The organism is Streptomyces sp. HB132, assembly GCF_016909575.1.
In the GTDB taxonomy this organism is placed as follows: domain Bacteria; phylum Actinomycetota; class Actinomycetes; order Streptomycetales; family Streptomycetaceae; genus Streptomyces.
Window position 1 is genome coordinate 459,833 of the sequence record NZ_JAFBGA010000004.1, and the last position, 16,588, is coordinate 476,420.

General features: G+C 71.6%; 12 protein-coding genes, 2 tRNA genes and 1 pseudogene. 13 read left to right on the forward strand and 2 right to left on the reverse strand.

Annotated elements, in window-relative coordinates; genetic code table 11:
• Positions 1-16: 16 nt before the first annotated feature.
• The 5 genes from rsfS (at position 17) to JOC24_RS12930 (ending at position 2,192) form a co-directional block, all read left to right on the forward strand.
• Positions 17-448: a ribosome silencing factor gene (rsfS, locus tag JOC24_RS12910; RefSeq protein ID WP_033305683.1), complete on the forward strand. Its 432-nt coding sequence runs from the start codon at positions 17-19 to the stop codon at positions 446-448.
• Complete coding sequence (locus tag JOC24_RS12915) at positions 445-1,098, forward strand: histidine phosphatase family protein (RefSeq protein ID WP_205020469.1); 654 nt, start codon at positions 445-447, stop codon at positions 1,096-1,098. Before rsfS ends, JOC24_RS12915 begins: the two co-directional genes overlap by 4 nt.
• A gap of 116 nt (positions 1,099-1,214) precedes the next feature.
• Positions 1,215-1,287 (forward strand) — tRNA-Ala (locus JOC24_RS12920).
• Positions 1,288-1,730: 443 nt separating this feature from the next.
• Positions 1,731-1,964: a hypothetical protein gene (locus JOC24_RS12925; RefSeq protein ID WP_205020362.1), complete on the forward strand. Its 234-nt coding sequence runs from the start codon at positions 1,731-1,733 to the stop codon at positions 1,962-1,964.
• 155 nt (positions 1,965-2,119) lie between these two features.
• Positions 2,120-2,192, forward strand: a tRNA-Ala gene (locus tag JOC24_RS12930).
• Positions 2,193-2,276: 84 nt separating this feature from the next.
• Here the strand turns inward: JOC24_RS12930 and JOC24_RS33180 are convergent.
• Positions 2,277-3,118: pseudogene (locus tag JOC24_RS33180) on the reverse strand (ferredoxin); the annotation flags it as partial.
• Between the two features lie 428 nt (positions 3,119-3,546).
• Here JOC24_RS33180 and leuS point away from each other — a divergent pair.
• The 7 genes from leuS (at position 3,547) to JOC24_RS12970 (ending at position 14,705) form a co-directional block, all read left to right on the forward strand.
• On the forward strand, positions 3,547-6,420 hold the full coding sequence (gene leuS, locus JOC24_RS12940; RefSeq protein WP_205020364.1) for a leucine--tRNA ligase: 2,874 nt from the start codon (positions 3,547-3,549) through the stop codon (positions 6,418-6,420).
• 201 nt (positions 6,421-6,621) lie between these two features.
• On the forward strand, positions 6,622-7,308 hold the full coding sequence (locus JOC24_RS12945) for a hypothetical protein (RefSeq protein ID WP_205020365.1): 687 nt from the start codon (positions 6,622-6,624) through the stop codon (positions 7,306-7,308).
• Positions 7,309-7,489: 181 nt separating this feature from the next.
• A complete protein-coding gene (locus tag JOC24_RS12950) occupies positions 7,490-8,335 on the forward strand; it encodes a DegV family protein (RefSeq protein ID WP_205020366.1) in 846 nt (281 codons plus the stop codon).
• A gap of 226 nt (positions 8,336-8,561) precedes the next feature.
• On the forward strand, positions 8,562-9,878 hold the full coding sequence (locus JOC24_RS33185; RefSeq protein ID WP_307792678.1) for a ComEA family DNA-binding protein: 1,317 nt from the start codon (positions 8,562-8,564) through the stop codon (positions 9,876-9,878).
• Positions 9,875-12,502 (forward strand): ComEC/Rec2 family competence protein, encoded by a 2,628-nt coding sequence (locus tag JOC24_RS12960; RefSeq protein WP_205020367.1) that lies wholly within the window; start codon positions 9,875-9,877, stop codon positions 12,500-12,502. Before JOC24_RS33185 ends, JOC24_RS12960 begins: the two co-directional genes overlap by 4 nt.
• 270 nt (positions 12,503-12,772) lie before the next feature.
• The gene (locus tag JOC24_RS12965) at positions 12,773-13,591 is read left to right on the forward strand and encodes an arylamine N-acetyltransferase family protein (protein WP_205020368.1); all 819 of its coding nucleotides are present in this window, start codon (positions 12,773-12,775) and stop codon (positions 13,589-13,591) included.
• 229 nt (positions 13,592-13,820) lie between these two features.
• Positions 13,821-14,705, forward strand: a complete 885-nt coding sequence (locus JOC24_RS12970) for a YceI family protein (RefSeq protein WP_205020369.1) — start codon at positions 13,821-13,823, stop codon at positions 14,703-14,705.
• A gap of 282 nt (positions 14,706-14,987) precedes the next feature.
• Here JOC24_RS12970 and JOC24_RS12975 read toward each other — a convergent pair whose 3' ends face one another.
• Positions 14,988-15,233: a hypothetical protein gene (locus JOC24_RS12975; RefSeq protein ID WP_205020370.1), complete on the reverse strand. Its 246-nt coding sequence runs from the start codon at positions 15,231-15,233 to the stop codon at positions 14,988-14,990.
• Between the two features lie 89 nt (positions 15,234-15,322).
• Here JOC24_RS12975 and holA point away from each other — a divergent pair, with 89 nt between their 5' ends.
• Positions 15,323-16,312 carry a DNA polymerase III subunit delta gene (gene holA / locus JOC24_RS12980; RefSeq protein WP_205020371.1) on the forward strand — a complete coding sequence of 330 codons (990 nt, stop codon included), beginning with the start codon at positions 15,323-15,325 and terminating at the stop codon, positions 16,310-16,312.
• The last annotated feature ends 276 nt before the right edge of the window (positions 16,313-16,588 follow it).

Here is a 16,588-nt window from a genome sequence, read left to right on the forward strand (position 1 = left end):
CGACGAAAGCCTGCATGTGACCGCCACGGACCGCTCCATCGAGCTCATTACCGCCGCCGCCCAGGCTGCGGCCGACCGGCTCGCGCACGACATCATCGCCTACGACGTCAGCGATGTGCTGTCGATCACCGACGCCTTCCTGCTCGCCTCGGCCCCCAACGACCGCCAGGTCAAGTCGATCGTCGACGAGATCGAGGAGCGGCTGCAGAAGGAGCTCGGCGCCAAGCCGGTACGCCGCGAGGGCGACCGCGACGCCCGCTGGATCCTCCTCGACTACGTCGACATCGTGATCCACGTCCAGCACAGCGAGGAGCGCGTGTTCTACGCGCTCGAGCGCCTGTGGAAGGACTGTCCCGAGATCGCCCTCCCCGAGGACGCGCTCAAGACCCGGGGCAAGGCCGAGGAGCACGCCCAGCTCAACGGCGGCACGGAAGGTGACCAGAGCTGAACGGCAGCGGCAGCGGCAGGGGCCGCAAGATCGTCCTCTGGCGGCACGGCCAGACGGCGTGGAACCTGGAGCGCCGTTTCCAGGGCTCGACGGACATCGAGCTGACCGGGACGGGTGTCGAGCAGGCACGTCGCGCCGCCCGGCTGCTCGCCTCGCTGCAGCCGCACGCGATCGTGGCGTCCGACCTGCGGAGGGCGGCGGCCACGGCTGCCGAGCTCGCCTCGGTCACCGGCCTGGCCGTCGCGCACGATGCCGCGCTGCGCGAGACGTACGCGGGCGCCTGGCAGGGCCTCACGCACGAGGAGATCGTCGGCCGGTACGCCGAGCAGTACACGGCGTGGAAGCGCGGTGAGCCCGTCCGCAGGGGCGGTGGCGAACTGGAGACCGAGGTCGCCGACCGGGCGGCCCCCGTCGTCCTGGAGCATGCCGACAAACTGCCCGACGCCGGCACGCTCGTCGTGGTGAGCCACGGTGGCACGATCCGGACGACCATCGGCCGACTGCTCGGGCTCGAGTCCCACCACTGGGAGGGGCTCGGCGGGCTTTCCAACTGCTGCTGGTCCGTCCTGGGCGAAGGCGCGCGCGGCTGGCGTCTGCTCGAGCACAACGCCGGGACGCTCCCCGAACCGGTGCTCGGGGACGACGACTAGCAGGTGCCCGGAGGCTTCCTCCGGGCTGCTGGGGCCGGATTTCACTTTCCGGGTCGTCGCAGGCTAAAGTTCTTCTTGTTCGCAGCGCGGAAACGTGGAGAATCACAGCGGACAGCGGGGCTATAGCTCAGTTGGTAGAGCGCCTGCATGGCATGCAGGAGGTCAGGAGTTCAATTCTCCTTAGCTCCACAGTCAAGATCCCGTCCCCGGCAGGGGGCGGGATCTTTTTTTGCCGAATGTGCGGCACCGGTGACGTCACTCGTGCCGGTCACGTCTCAACTGCCCCGGCCCGCCTGGGACAAGGGCCGCCAGGGTGCTCGGGCGGCGTTGTCGCAGGTGCACCGGCCGGACAGGCGCCCTGCCCTTCGGGGCAAAGGCGCGCAGCTGGGCGCTCTTCGGGCTGACCCCCTTGCGGGGTCATGGCAGAATCGGAGCGCCGGAGGGGGCGACGGACCGATCGGGAGGGAGCGCGATGCCTGCGAGCCGCGTACGGGCCCCGGGCCCGCCCCTTACCCCCGCCGCGCTCCACCGCTCGACCCGCACCCACCGTCCCACCGTGACCCCCTCCCTCTGCGCCTCGCCGCAGCGCTCCGTCACGTGCACGGCCTGCGGCCGCCCTCGGAGCTGACCGGATGGGTGCACACAGGCGGAAGTGCGACTGGTGCGGCAGCGGTACGCCCATCGTGAGGGACATGGATCCCGTCAACGCCGAGTTCCAGTACTGGTGCGAGGAGTGCGCGCAGGCGCTGATCATAAAAGGCGACCCCATCGAGACCTACCGGGAGCTCGAGGGGGAGCCCATCTACGGCCGGCTCCTGGAGGAGCACTGCACCCTCAAGCGCTTCTACTCCTTCGCCACGGCCTGACACGGCCCTCCGGCCCACCTGCCCACCCGCGCGGGGCCGCTGGTCAGTGCGTTGGCCACCGGTCCCACCGGGGTCGGGTGGAACGATTTTTGATGGGCCGGTGGGAGCGTGTAATGTTCTCGATGTCGCCAGGGAAACCAGGTGGCAAACAGCACGGGGCTATAGCTCAGTTGGTAGAGCGCCTGCATGGCATGCAGGAGGTCAGGAGTTCAATTCTCCTTAGCTCCACAGTGAGGAAGCGGGTCATCCGAATCGGATGACCCGCTTCTTTGTCGTGTCCGTCGTCTCTTTCGTCTCCCGGTGGTGTGCGGGTCAGCCCCGTCCGTTGTTGAGCGCCCCGCGCGGGGCGCTCGACAACGAGGGGCGTTCGGTGGCCTGCTCGATACGGAGGGCCGCCGGCGCCGGGCATCGGCGTGCGGCATGCTGGGCCGGTGCCCCGCAGGTGGACCGGAACCACGGCGTCGGCGAGCGCCGGACAGCCGTCGGGGCCGAGCCTGACCAGCTCCGGAACGACGTCCGCGCACAGGCCGTGGCCCTGGCGCAGCGTCCAGTTCACCGCCAGCTTCTCGCCGCTGGGGACGGACTCCTCCGGATGCTCGTAGTCGGGAGAGGGCAACGGCAGCCACCCCGAGTGCTTCCCGTCCGCAGCCACCGTCCAGCACGTGGGCCGAGAGGTCGTCCGTGAACGCCGAGAGGGTGGACGAGAGGGAGCGGGCCGATCCGTCCGGATGCGTCTGCACGCCCTGCGGCCCTTCACCGCCCGGGTCACCTCGCGAAGCGCTTCCGGGGCGGCGGGTCCACCGCCGTTCGTGACGTCGACGAGGCCGCCCGCGGCGGCGGGCAGCCCCAGCTCGCACCGGCCGCACCGGCCCGCCGTCTCGGCCGCCGGCCAGTTCGTAAACCTCGGCGACTCGCCGATCGGGCAGGTCTCCGGCCCGATCCGCAGGATGGCGCCGGCGCCGAGCGTGCCGCCCGCAGCGGCCGGTGAGGCCCTGGAGGCCATGGCGTCGTGCGAGGCGGCAGCGTCGATCCAGGTGCTGTGACAGCCGCCGGCGAGCACGCCCTGCGGGACCGGTGGCGCGCCGGCCAGTTGCAGGACGTAGCGCAGGGCCTCCGGTGGGAACCTCGACCACCATCGGGCGCTCCACGGAGCCCGGTCTCCTGCCGGTGTGTGCCAGGGCTCTCCAGCCGGCGCCGTATACCGGCCGGTACGAGGTTTGCGCTGTTGCCCCGACAGCGGGCAGTACGCGGAGAAACCTCCGGAGTGTGCGGGTCACGTGGAAGATTCGTGCTGATTGCGTGCCCGTCGACCTCGGGTGTCGAGATGCGCACGGCTTCCCGAGCGGATATACGCAGGGCCGGGCGCCGGGCCCGTGCGGTACCCTGACGCCATGCGTGCCGTAGGCCTTCTGCTTAGCGAGCCGCGCTGACCATTCCCGACCGGTGAGAATGCCTGGTCGGACTCGGCGCGGCGTCCCCTCCTGTGCGAGGGGATTTTTCGTTTCCGTAGACGTGTGTCCGTAAGACGTGTGTCCGTGGACGTGGGTGCCGGCAGATGACGATCGATGGAGCTTTGAGGATCATGAGCGAGACGAACACCGCGGCCGAGGTGGCCGCGCCGCACCGCTATACGGCAGCGATGGCCGCCGACATCGAGGCACGCTGGCAGGACTTCTGGGACGCCGAGGGGACGTACGAGGCACCCAACCCGACCGGCGACCTGGCGGACGATCCCGAGCTGGCCGCCAAGCCGAAGCGCTTCGTCATGGACATGTTCCCGTATCCGTCGGGGTCGGGTCTGCACGTCGGGCACCCGCTGGGCTACATCGCCACGGACGTCTACGCCCGCCACCAGCGGATGACCGGGCACAACGTCCTGCACACCCTGGGCTTCGACGCGTTCGGCCTGCCGGCCGAGCAGTACGCCGTGCAGACGGGCACACACCCGCGGGCCTCCACCGAGGCCAACATGGAGAACATGAAGGTCCAGCTGCGCCGGCTGGGACTGGGACACGACAAGCGCCGCTCCTTCGCGACGATCGACTCGGACTACTACAGGTGGACCCAGTGGATCTTCGTGCAGATCTTCAACTCGTGGTACGACACCGAGGCCGACCGGGCCCGGCCGATCGCCGAGCTGGTCGCGCAGTTCGAGAGCGGTGAGCGCCCGCTGCCGGACGGCCGTGAGTGGGGTGCGCTGAGCGCCGCCGACCGCGCCGACGTCCTGGGGCAGTACCGCCTGGCATACGCCTCGGACGCGCCCGTCAACTGGTCGCCGGGGCTGGGGACCGTGCTGGCCAACGAAGAGGTGACGGCCGACGGCCGCTCCGAGCGCGGTAACTTCCCGGTCTTCAAGGCCAAGCTGCGCCAGTGGAACATGCGCATCACGGCCTACGCCGACCGGCTGCTGAACGACCTGGACGGGCTGGACTGGCCCGAGGCCATCAAGCTGCAGCAGCGCAACTGGATCGGTCGTTCCGAGGGCGCGCGGGTCGACTTCCCCGTCGACGGAGCGGGAGACATCACCGTCTTCACCACCCGTCAGGACACCTTGTTCGGCGCGACCTACATGGTGCTGGCGCCCGAACACGAGCTGGTCGAACGGATCATCCCCGCCGCCTGGCCCGAGGGCACCCACCCGGTCTGGACCGGAGGACACGCCAACCCGGCCGAGGCCGTCACGGCGTACCGCAAGCAGGCCGCGGCCAAGTCCGACGTCGAGCGGCAGGCCGAGGCCAAGGACAAGACGGGTGTCTTCACCGGCGCCTACGCGACCAACCCCGTCAGCGGCGAGAAGGTTCCCGTCTTCATCGCCGACTACGTCCTGATGGGCTACGGCACCGGCGCGATCATGGCCGTACCGGCGCACGACGCACGCGACTTCGCCTTCGCGCGCGCTTTCGAGCTGCCGATGCGCTGCGTCGTCGAGCCCTCGGACGACCGTGGCCTGGACACGTCGACGTGGGAGGACGCGTTCGCCTCGTACGAGGCGAAGCTGGTCAACTCGGCCAACGACGAGGTCTCGCTGGACGGCCTGGGTGTCGTCGACGCCAAGGCGAAGATCACGGAGTGGCTGCAGACGCACGGAGTCGGTGAGGGCACGGTCAACTTCCGCCTGCGCGACTGGCTGTTCAGCCGTCAGCGCTACTGGGGTGAGCCCTTCCCGATCGTGTACGACGAGGAGGGCATCGCCCACCCGCTGCCCGAGTCGATGCTGCCGCTGGAACTGCCAGAGGTCGAGGACTACTCGCCGCGCACCTTCGACCCGGAGGACGCCGACACCCAGCCCGAGACCCCGCTGTCCCGGAACGCAGACTGGGTCAACGTCGTCCTGGACCTCGGCGACGGATCCGGCCCGCGGAATTACCGCCGCGAGACCAACACCATGCCGAACTGGGCGGGCTCCTGCTGGTACGAGCTGCGCTATCTGGACCCGAACAACGACCAGCGGCTGGTCGACCCGGCGATCGAGCAGTACTGGATGGGCCCGAGGGAGGGACAGCCCACCGGCGGTGTGGACCTGTACGTCGGCGGCGCGGAGCACGCCGTACTGCACCTGCTGTACGCCCGCTTCTGGTCGAAGGTGCTGCACGACCTGGGGCACATCTCGTCCGCCGAGCCGTTCCACAAGCTGTACAACCAGGGCATGATCCAGGCGTTCGTCTACCGTGACAGCCGCGGTATCGCGGTCCCGGCCACCGAGGTCGAGGAGCGCGACGGGGCGTATTACCACGCGGGTGAGAAGGTCAGCCGTGTCCTGGGCAAGATGGGCAAGTCCCTGAAGAACGCCGTGACGCCCGACGAGATCTGCGGCGAGTACGGCGCGGACACCCTGCGGCTGTACGAGATGGCCATGGGACCCCTGGACGTCTCCCGCCCGTGGGACACCCGCGCGGTGGTCGGCCAGTACCGGCTGCTGCAGCGGCTGTGGCGCAACGTCGTCGACGAGGAGACCGGTGAGGTCACCGTCGTGGACTCGGAGCCCGGCGAGGACACGCTGCGGGCGCTGCACAAGGCCATCGACGGAGTCAGCCAGGACATGGCGGGGATGCGTTTCAACACCGCCATCGCCAAGGTCACCGAGCTGAACAACCACCTGACGAAGGCGGGCGGTCCGCTGTCGCGGTCGGTCGCCGAGCGGCTGGTGCTGCTGATCGCACCGCTGGCGCCGCACGTGGCGGAGGAACTGTGGCGCCGACTGGGTCACACCCGGTCCGTCGTGCACCAGGACTTCCCGGTCGCCGACCCGGCGTACGTCGTGGACGAAACCGTGACCTGTGTGGTGCAGATCAAGGGCAAGGTGAAGGCGCGCCTGGAGATCTCCCCGTCGATCTCGGACGAGGAGCTGGAGGCACTGGCCCTGGCGGACGAGAACGTCGTCGCCGCGCTGGGCGGGAACGGAATCCGCAAGGTGATCGTGCGGGCGCCGAAGCTGGTCAACATCGTCCCCGCGTAACGGCGCCGTGGGCCCTGCGTGACGGCGTTCGGGCAGTGCGCGTGCCTGCGGGACGACGCTGTACCAGCCGCGCGGGCGTGTCAGGGCTTTCCCTTACGGGCAGGCTGGGGGTTCCGGTGGAACCCTCGGCCTGCCCGTTCCGTTTACCGTAGAAGGGGTGGCCGCACGCGGGTGGCCGATCCGACGACCGAGGGGGCCCTCATGGAAGCCATGATCCTGATCCTGCTGTTGGTGGCGTTCATGGCCCTCGGGGTGTACGCCGGTGTGAAGGCGGTGCGCGCGGCCAAACGCGGCGTGGACCGGACGATCACGCAGGCGCGCCGCTCGGTGGAGGACACCGCGCTGCGTGCCAAGAGCTACGGCCAACCGGGCGTGCCGGGGGAGCTCGCACAGCTCAGGCTCACCTTGCGCACATCGATGCGGGCCACCCAGGACGCGCTGAGCGCCGGCGCGGCGGAGGACGACTCGCTCTCGGAGTCGCTGGGCCTCTTCCAGCGCCTGAGCGCGCACGGACGCGAGCTCGACAACGACCTCAAGCGGCTGGAGCGCGAGCCGGACCGGGCCACGGTGGCGACACTGCTGCCCGGCCTGCGGGAGCGAACGGAGCGCATCACACACTCGGCGGAATCGTTGCGCTGGGCGGCGCGTGACCGGGCCGTTCAGTTCGCCGACGACGATCTGGCGGCGCTCAACGCGCAGATCGGCCTGGAGGCCGGTGCCCTGCGCCACTGGACTACCGAGGAGCCGGCGCCCCGGAGCGAAACGGCCCGGCACGACTGGAGCGCGCCGGCGGATGAGGTGACGCCGCCGTCGCTCACCCCGCCGGACCCGCGGCTGCACACGGGCTATCCGTGGCAGAAGTCGGCCAGACCCGAGACCACGAACTGACCTCGTCGGGCTGCGAAGCAGCAGACCGTGGGCAGGACTGCCACGGTCATGTCCGTACGCGTGCTGAAGGGGTCCGGAATCTTCCGATGCGCGCCAGGGCCGGATAACGGCCGGACCGGAATTGATGAGCAGGCCGGTCCCGGGCTGCCGTGCACCCACCCCGGAAGGTAACCTCCGGCTCATGTCCCGCCATGTCGCTATCGTCACCGATTCAACGGCCTACCTGCCGCCCCAGACGATGGAACGGCACGGCATCACCGCAGTGCCGTTGACCGTCGTCCTGGGTGATCAGGCCCTCGAGGAGGGCATGGAGATCTCGGCCCGCTCGCTCGCGCTGGCCCTGCAGAAGCGCCGCTCCGTGACCACGTCGCGGCCCAGCCCGGAAGTCTTCGCCGCCGCGTACCGTGCCGTGGCGGAGACGGGGGCCACCGGGATCGTCTCCCTGCACCTGTCGGCCGAATTCTCCGGTACGTACGACGCGGCCGTGCTCGCCGCGAAGGACGCCCCTGTGCCTGTACGCGTGGTCGACACCGGCATGGTCGCCATGGCCCTCGGATTCTGTGCTCTCACCGCCGCCGAGGCCGCCGAGGCGGGCGAGGGCCTGGACGAGGCGGTCGCGGCGGCCGAGAAGCGCGCGGCGGGCACGTCGGCGTTCTTCTACGTCGACACGCTGGACTACCTGCGTCGAGGTGGCCGCATCGGTGCCGCACAGGCACTGCTGGGATCGGCACTGGCCGTCAAACCACTGCTTCAACTCGATGGCGGGCGGATCGAGATGCTCGAGAAGGTGCGGACGGCGTCCAAGGCGATCGCACGGCTCGAGGAGATCGTCGCGGAGCGGGCCGGCACGGGTGCGGTGGACATCGCCGTACACCATCTGGCAGCTCCGGAGGGGGCGGAGCGTCTGGCGGAGCGGCTGCGGGGGCGGGTTCCGGGGCTTGTGGACCTGCACGTGAGCGAAGTGGGCGCGGTGATCGGGGCGCACACAGGGCCGGGTCTGCTGGGAGCTGTGGTCGCGCCGCGCTGAATCTCCTTCCGGCCCTCGCCCCGGCCGCGACTCCGCTGTCGCCCTGGACGGGCTTGTGCCGTCACCTCGGCCGGGACTGCGCTGTCCACTTGGCCGTCCCTCTCCGAGGCGGTGCGCCTTCGCCCTTCATTCCGGCGGGTGATGAGGTTTTCCACAACTGATGGGTTATCCAATGTAATTGGGTCAGCTCGGCGGATTTCCGCAGACATGTCTAGCGTCGTGTGGCATGACCTTCCGATCACCTCCCACCTCCATCGGTGCCACTGACGCGCTGAGCGCGACCGGCGGCGCGGCGAACCCGGCCGTGCATCAGTTCGCGGATCTCCCCGCGCCTGCGGCGATGGATCCGCCGACCCGCCCGCCGACGCGGCGGGCCACGCACCGCGCCGCACACCAGGTGTCCCGTGGGGCCGGTACGGCCGGGCGTGCCCGTCACAGGTCCGGTGTCCGTCCCGGCGGAGCCGCCGGCACCTCGCCGGGCACCACGTCCGGCGCCGCCCGGCCCGGCCGTCGACGGCGCACTGTGCGCGGGGCGGACGCGGCGATCAGCGCAGCTTCGCGGCTCCGCGCGGACGCACTCATGACCGTCGACCGGCCGGCGGCTGCCGCGTCGACGACGGCGTCCACGCCTGCTGGGGCGGCTCGGGCGTGCACGTCTGCGGCTACGACCGGCGAGCCGGGCCGTGCCCGTGCGGCACCCTCCTGGGCGGCGGATCCGCTGCCGTCCCCGACTCCCGATGCCGGCGCCACGGCAGCCCCTGCGGCCTGGGCGGCACTCCCGCCGCGCCACGGGGACCCCGACGGCTCCGTCGTGCGTCCCAGAGGGTGGCGGGAGTTCGGGCCCGCACTGCGGGACCGGTTGCCCCTGTGGGTGCGGTCGCGATGCGGCCTCGAGCCACGGGCGCTCGCCGCGCTCGCCGTCGTCCTGGTCGGGGCAGCGGTGCTCGCGTGCACCCACTTCTGGTCGGCCCGCCCTGAGCCCGTACGAGCTCCCGACCGGGTCACGGAGGCGGCCGCCGCTGTACAGGCGGGCGAGCCGGAGCCCTCGAACGCCCCGCCGCACGGCCCGTCCACCGGCTCGAAGGCCGGTGCCGCACCCGGCGGACAGATCGTCGTCGACGTGAGCGGGAAGGTGCGCCGGCCGGGGATCCAGTACCTGCCTTCCGGCTCCCGCGTCGCGGACGCCCTACGAGCCGCGGGAGGCGTCCGGGAGGGCACCGATGTCACCGTGCTCAACCGCGCACGCGTTCTGACGGATGGCGAGCAGGTAGCGGTGGGCATGCCGCCCGCGCCGCCGCCCGTGGGCGGCGCCGGGGCGGGCGGAAGCGCGGGGGGACAGGCCGGTCCGGCCGCGCCGCTGAGCCTCGGCACGGCCACCGTCGAGCAACTGGACACGCTGCCGGGCGTCGGACCGGTGCTCGCCCAGCACATCATCGACTACCGGACGGAGCACGGGGGTTACCGCTCGGTCGACGAACTCCGCGAGGTCAACGGCATCGGGGACCGGCGGTTCGCGGACCTCCGGCCGCTGGTCAGGCCATGAGCGTCCCTGAGGTCCACACGGACTCGGGGCGGCGGCTCGGCGACGCCGACCCGAGTCAGGAGGCTCCAGCCGATCTACGGCTGGTCCCTCCCGCTCTGGCGACCTGGGCAGCAGCCGCCCTGGCCCTGGGGGCGCAGGGCCGGTGGGTGGCGATCGGGGTGGTTCTCTGCGCATGCGCCGGTCTGGGCGTCCTCGCCCTACCGCGCGTGGCGGCGCGAGCACACCACAGGGAGGACACGGCCGATCCGGTTGACGGGGCCGCCCCGGAGCATCGGAGCCATCCGGGCGGACGTACGGGGCCGGGGGCCGACCCGGGCGGACGTACGGGGCCGGTGGTCCGCCCGGAGCCGGCGAGGCGCTCCCGGCGCGCGGGGACACGTGCCACTGCCGTGGCCGGGGTGCTGCTCTGCGCAGCGGCCGGGGCGGCGGCGGCCGGGCTGCACGGCGCGGATGTGCGCAGCGGTCCCGTCCCCGGACTGGCCGAGTCATACGCTCGCGTCGAAGCGGAGGTGACCGTCACCTCCGACCCCCGGCGGACCCGGCCCCGGGTACGCGGCGACCACAGCACTCCGGTGTCCCTGCTCCTCGACGCCGAGGTGGACCGGCTGACCGCTCCCGACGGGACGGTCACCAAGCTCCGTACGCCGATCCTCGTCATGGTCGCACCGGGTGACGCGACGGAGCGGTGGCAGAGGCTGCTCCCCTCGACGGGCCTCCGGATCAGCGGGCGGCTCGTGCCACCCAGGCATGAGGGGGAGCGCTCAGCGGCCGTACTCGGCACAGACGCGGATGATCCACCGCGGGTCAGCAGGCAGCCCAGCCTCCTCCAACGGGCAGCGGGACAGCTGAGGGCGGGCCTGCGGGAGGCCACCGAGGGACTCGACGCCGATGCGCGGGCACTCCTGCCGGGGCTGGTCGTCGGAGACACCTCACGGGTTCCGCCCGATCTGCACGATGCATTCAAGGCCACCGACCTCACCCACCTGCTCGCCGTGTCGGGGGCCAACCTGTCGATTCTGCTCTTCCTCCTCATCGGACCGCCGGGGACGGCCTCGCGCAGCGAACGTCGCGGTCTGGCGCCCCGGCTGGGCATGTCCCTGCGCATGACAGCCCTGACCGGTGGCGGGGTCGCGCTCGCCTTCGTGATCGTCTGCCGCCCGGAGCCGAGTGTTCTGCGAGCGGCGGCCTGCGGTCTCATCACACTGCTCGCCATCGGGACGGGCAGGCGCAGATCGCTGATTCCCGCGCTGGCCGCGGCCGTTCTGCTGCTCGTGCTGTACGACCCTTGGCTGGCCCGAAGTTATGGCTTCCTGCTCTCCGTGCTCGCCACCGGGGCGCTCCTCACCCTCGCCCCGAGATGGAGCGGTGCTCTTCAGCAGTACGGGGTACCGGCGCGGCTCGCCGAGGTGGTGGCCGCGGCGGGAGCCGCCCAGGCGGTCTGCGCACCCGTCGTCGTGGTCCTCGCGTCGCGGGTCAGCCTGGTGGCGATTCCCTGCAATCTGCTGGCCGAGTTCGCGGTGGCGCCCGCGACGGTCCTGGGTTTCGCCGCGCTCGCCGCTGCCCCCGTGTCCATACCGGTCGCGGAGACGCTTGCCGAGGTCGCCGGCTGGCCGGTCGGATGGATCGCGTCCGTGGCCCGCACCGGTGCCGCACTCCCCGGGGCGGAGGTCGACTGGCCCGGCGGCTGGCGCGGTGCTGCTCTCCTCGCCGTCCTCACAGCCCTGCTGGTGCTCTCGGCCCGGCGCCTGGCCCGCCACCCCTGGGTCTGTTCCGCCGCCGCGCTGCTGCTGGTGCTCGCGGTGCTGAGGCCGGTGCCGATCACCCGCCTCATCTCGGGATGGCCGCCGCCGGGCTGGACCTTCGCGCTCTGTGACGTGGGGCAGGGGGACGCCATGGTCCTCGCCGCCGGGGACGGCACGGGAGTGGTCGTCGACACCGGTCCCGAACCCCGTCTCGTGGACCGGTGCCTGCGGGATCTCGGCATCACCCGGGTGCCTCTGCTTCTGCTCACCCACTTCCACGCCGACCATGTGCGCGGCCTGCCCGGGGTGCTGGAGGGCCGCGAGGTCGGCACGATCCAGACGACGACTCTCGACGAACCGCCGGAGCAGGCCGCATTCGTGAAGAGAACGGCCGCGGCGGCGCACGTCCCGATGGCCCGGGCCGTTCCGGGGGAGCGCCGCAGGACGGGACCGCTCGACTGGCAGGTGCTCTGGCCCGCGGCCGGCGTGCCGGGGGCGGCACCGGCCCCCGTGACCGAGGAACCCAACGATTCCAGCGTCACACTCCTCGTCAGGTCCGGCGGACTGACTCTGCTGCTCCTCGGCGATCTCGAGCCTCCGGCTCAGCAAGGGGTGCTGCGGAGCCATCCGGCGCTGCCCCGCGTGGACGTGCTCAAGGTCGCGCACCACGGCTCCGCCCACCAGAACACCGCGCTTCTGAGCAGTGCACGCCCGAGACTCGCGCTCATCAGCTGCGGCAGGGACAACCCGTACGGCCATCCGGCGGCCCGTACGGTCGAAGCACTCCGATCGGTGGGAGCGAAGGTCCTGCGCACCGACACGCACGGCGCGATCGCGGTGACGGGTGCCGGTGCCGGGCTGCGGGCGGCAGGCCGGTCATGAAGGCGGGATACGCCCGGTGCGGTGTTCCGCCGCCGCGCCGGCTCCCGCTGTCCTCGCGGCCCTGCCGCGGACCGGAGCCCCGCAGGACGTTCCGACCGCGCCTCCGGGGCGGGCGCCTTCTGCGCGCGCTGTTCCTGGCCGCGCGCCCGCTCTCACCCTCGCTCCGTCAGGGCGGACACACCAGCCATCGGCAGCCACCGGCTAATCCGTCGGCGGTCCTAGGTCCAGGACCTCATGGCGTCGGCCGACACACCGCGACAGACTTCCGGCATGAGCGAGGAAGCGAAGCAGCAGGCCCGAGAGCCCGCCTGGGTGGACGCCTACCTGGAACGCATCGGTGCGTCCCGGCCCGCCCGCCCCGATGTCGCTGCACTGCGCGAGCTGCAGCTCCGGCACCTGGTGACCGTTCCCTTCGAGAACCTGTCGATCCATCTGGCCCAGGACATCGTCCTGGAGGAGGACAGGCTCGTCGAAAAGATCGTGACGGACCGCCGGGGTGGCTTCTGTTACGAGCTGAACGGTGCCTTCGCCGCGCTGCTGGGCGGACTCGGCTTCCGCGTAACCCTCCTCCAGGCGCGGGTGTTCGGCGACGACGGACGCCTCGGTATCCCGTACGACCACGTCGCACTGCGAGTGGAGACCGACGACGGGACGGGGCCGTGGCTCGCCGACGTCGGGTTCGGCGACCACGCTTTGCGCCCGCTCGAGCTGGAGGCCCGTGCCGAACAGGACGATCCCTGCGGCAGTTTCCGCTTCAAGGAGGCGCCGCAGGGAGACCTCGACCTGCTCCGCGACGGTTCGCAGCAGTTCCGCCTCGATCCTCGGCCGCGCGAGCTGGCGGACTTCCGGGCCGGGTCCTGGTACCACCGGACCTCGCCGGATTCCCACTTCACCCGGTCACTCGTCTGCTCCCGGCGTACCGGGGAGGGCCGGGTGACGCTCCGCGGCCGCACCCTGATCACGACCGTGCGGGGCGAGCGGCACGAGACGGAGTTGCGCGACGACATCGAGGTGCTCGCCGCCTACCGCGACCACTTCGGCCTGGTCCTCACCGCCCCGCCCGAGGTACGCCCGCCCCGGACCGTGTGACACGTACGGCGCGGGCGCCGACGCCCTGCCCAATTCGGACCTTCGGTAGTACCTGCGTACAGGGGAGCACAGCTGGGTACAGCTCGGGGCAACCCCCTCTGAGCTGCTGCGTTTGCCCCGAACATCGCAACGGTGATCGAATGCGTATTCGTCGGCGGGCCGCTGATCCGACAACGACGTCAGGCTGTCAGGGTCCGAGGTGAGAACCGCCCCTGGGGAGTACGTGCACATGTTCGGCCGTTGGCTAGGCAGCAGAGCGAAGTCCGGCAACGCACCGAGCAATGTCCTCCCAGGATTCCCGATGCCGCACAACGCGGGGATGCTGAGCTGCCGAGTGCTGGACCCCGTGTCCGAGCCCGTGCGGCAGGCCGATTTCGTCGTCACCGACAGTGCGGGCCGCAAGGTCGTCGGCGGAGAGACAGACCCGTTCGGAAACGTCGTCGCCACCGTGCCGGCGGGCGAGTACCGGCTGGGAGTCACGGCCGAGGGCTTCACCCCCTTCCACGGTCCGGTCACCGTGGACCAGGGGGCTCATGCCGGCCTCGGCGACGTCTCGCTCCAGGTGGCCCAGCCCCCGCAGCTCCCCGACCCGGGTGAGTGGGAGATCGAGCCGTCGCACACCCAGATCGGGTTCACGGCGCGGCATATCGGTATGGCCCGCATCCACGGCAGGTTCAACACCTTCGCCGGTGCCGTGCGGATCGCCGACCGCATGGAGGACTCCGCCATGCACGTCGTCATCGACGCCTCGTCGATCGACACGAACGTCAAGATGCGCGACGACCACCTGCGGTCCGGCGACTTCCTCGACGTCGAGCGCTACCCGACCCTCGAGTTCTACAGCGAGCGCTTCGTGCACCGCGGCGGCACCCGCTGGGGGGTCACGGGCGCGCTCACCCTGCACGGGGTCAGCCGTACCGTCACCCTGGACACCCAGTACCTCGGCCTGGGCAGCGGTCTGGAGGGCGAGACCCGGGCCGCCTGCCGGGCGACCACCGAGCTGCACCGTGAGGACTTCACGCTCACCTGGCAGACGATGCTGGCGCGCGGCATCGCCGTGGTCGGCCCGAGTATCAAGATCGAGATGGACATCCAGATCATCCCCAAGGGCTGACACCACTCGGACTGCCGACCACCGCGCGGCTGTGGCGCACCCTGCCGGCTGCGGCACCCCCTGCCGACGGTGTGCGGCTGCGGCACGCACCCCTGCCGGCACCGTGTACCGGCCGTGCGGCTGAGGCGCCTGGTAGCGGCCGTCGGGCCGTGCACCGCGTACAGGATCTGCGGTCGCGCGACCGTGTACCACCGGCGGTCGCGGGTGCCGCACCCCGTGTACCACCGGCGGTCGCGGGTGCCGCACCCCGTGTACCACCGGCGGTCGCGGGTGCCGCACCCTTCACGGGGCCTCCAGCCAGCCCTCGTACTCCCCGGCGAACGCGTCGAGCGCCGCCGAGTCCAGCCGTGAGGCCGGGTCCTCCACCACCACCAGCCACTGGGCGTCCTCGGCGTCGTCCTCGCCGGCCAGGGCATCTCGGACGATCTGCGGTTCCTCGGTGACCCCGAACCGGTCGGGCAGCTCACCGGCGACCTCCTCGGCCGCCTCCCGGTCGGGCAGCACCAGCACATGTCTCACATCGCTCACCCGGTCATTCTCCGGTACGCCCAGGCACGGTACGGCCGGGGTCGGCGCCCCCACGGCGTTGTCACAGAGGCGTGGGATGCTGGACCGCGATGGCCACCAGACGCAGTTCCACCGACGACCCGCTCGCCCCCGTCACGCTTGCCGTGGGCCAGGAGGACCTGCTCCTGGACCGTGCCGTGCAGCACGTGGTGGCTGCGGCCCGCGCCTCCGACGCCGACACGGACGTCCGCGACCTCACCCCGGACCAGTTGCAGCCCGGCACGCTCGCCGAGCTCACCAGCCCCTCGCTCTTCGCCGAGCGCAAGGTGGTGATCGTCCGCAACGCGCAGGACCTGTCCGCCGACACCGTCAAGGACGTCAAGGCCTATCTGGGTGCCCCGGCCGAGGAGATCACCCTGGTGCTCCTGCACGCGGGCGGGGCCAAGGGCAAGGGGCTGCTGGACGCGGTGCGGAAGTCGGGCGCGCGTGAGGTGGCGTGTCCCAAGACCACCAAACCGGCCGAGCGGCTGTCGTTCGTGCGGGCCGAGTTCCGGGCCCTCGGGCGCTCGGCGACCCCGGAGGCCTGCCAGGCGCTGGTGGACTCCATCGGCAGTGACCTGCGGGAGCTGGCGAGCGCGGTCTCGCAGCTCGCCGCGGATGTCGAAGGCACCATCGACGAAGCGGTCGTCGGCCGCTACTACACGGGCCGGGCGGAGGCCTCCTCCTTCACCGTCGCCGACCGCGCGGTCGAGGGCCGGGCGGCGGAAGCGCTGGAGGCCCTCCGGTGGTCGTTGTCCACCGGTGTCGCCCCCGTCCTGATCACCAGCGCCCTTGCCCAGGGTGTCCGGGCGATCGGCAAGCTGTCCTCGGCCCGGGGCGGCCGGCCGGCCGACCTGGCGCGGGAGCTGGGCATGCCGCCCTGGAAGATCGACCGGGTCCGTCAGCAGATGCGCGGATGGACACCGGACGGAGTGGCGGCCGCGCTGATCGCGGTCGCGGCGGCGGACGCAGGCGTCAAGGGCGGCGGGGACGACCCCGAGTACGCCCTGGAGAAGGCAGTGGTCGCCGTGGCCCGGGCCGCACGCTCCGGCGGCCGCTGAGCCCGAGAGTTCCCGGCGCCCCGTACCGACCACCGCACAGGGCCCTGCACCAGGTCACCCTGCCGGCCCCGTCACAGGGCCCCACCGGCCGATGTGCCGGCCCCCGCCCTCGCCGGGAAAACACCAAGCACGAAGGCCCCGGCCGTCGTCCTGGGGAGGACGCGGCCGGGGCCTTCGGATCAGGCTGTGTGCGCCGCACCCGCGTGGCGAACGCAGGTTCGGTGTGCGGCGCGGAGTGCCGGTCAGGAGCGGGAGAGAGGGCCCGCTGAATCCGTT

Excerpts from the sequence above, each read along its gene's own strand:
- JOC24_RS12965 (WP_205020368.1), top strand. The coding sequence starts at position 12,773 with ATGAGCGAGGAAGCGAAGCAGCAGGCCCGAGAGCCCGCCTGGGTGGAC.
- leuS (WP_205020364.1), top strand. The coding sequence starts at position 3,547 with ATGAGCGAGACGAACACCGCGGCCGAGGTGGCCGCGCCGCACCGCTAT.
- JOC24_RS12950 (WP_205020366.1), top strand. The coding sequence starts at position 7,490 with ATGTCCCGCCATGTCGCTATCGTCACCGATTCAACGGCCTACCTGCCG.
- JOC24_RS12945 (WP_205020365.1), top strand. The coding sequence starts at position 6,622 with ATGGAAGCCATGATCCTGATCCTGCTGTTGGTGGCGTTCATGGCCCTC.
- holA (WP_205020371.1), top strand. The coding sequence starts at position 15,323 with ATGGCCACCAGACGCAGTTCCACCGACGACCCGCTCGCCCCCGTCACG.
- JOC24_RS12960 (WP_205020367.1), top strand. The coding sequence starts at position 9,875 with ATGAGCGTCCCTGAGGTCCACACGGACTCGGGGCGGCGGCTCGGCGAC.
- JOC24_RS12970 (WP_205020369.1), top strand. The coding sequence starts at position 13,821 with ATGTTCGGCCGTTGGCTAGGCAGCAGAGCGAAGTCCGGCAACGCACCG.
- JOC24_RS12925 (WP_205020362.1), top strand. The coding sequence starts at position 1,731 with ATGGGTGCACACAGGCGGAAGTGCGACTGGTGCGGCAGCGGTACGCCC.
- JOC24_RS33185 (WP_307792678.1), top strand. The coding sequence starts at position 8,562 with ATGACCTTCCGATCACCTCCCACCTCCATCGGTGCCACTGACGCGCTG.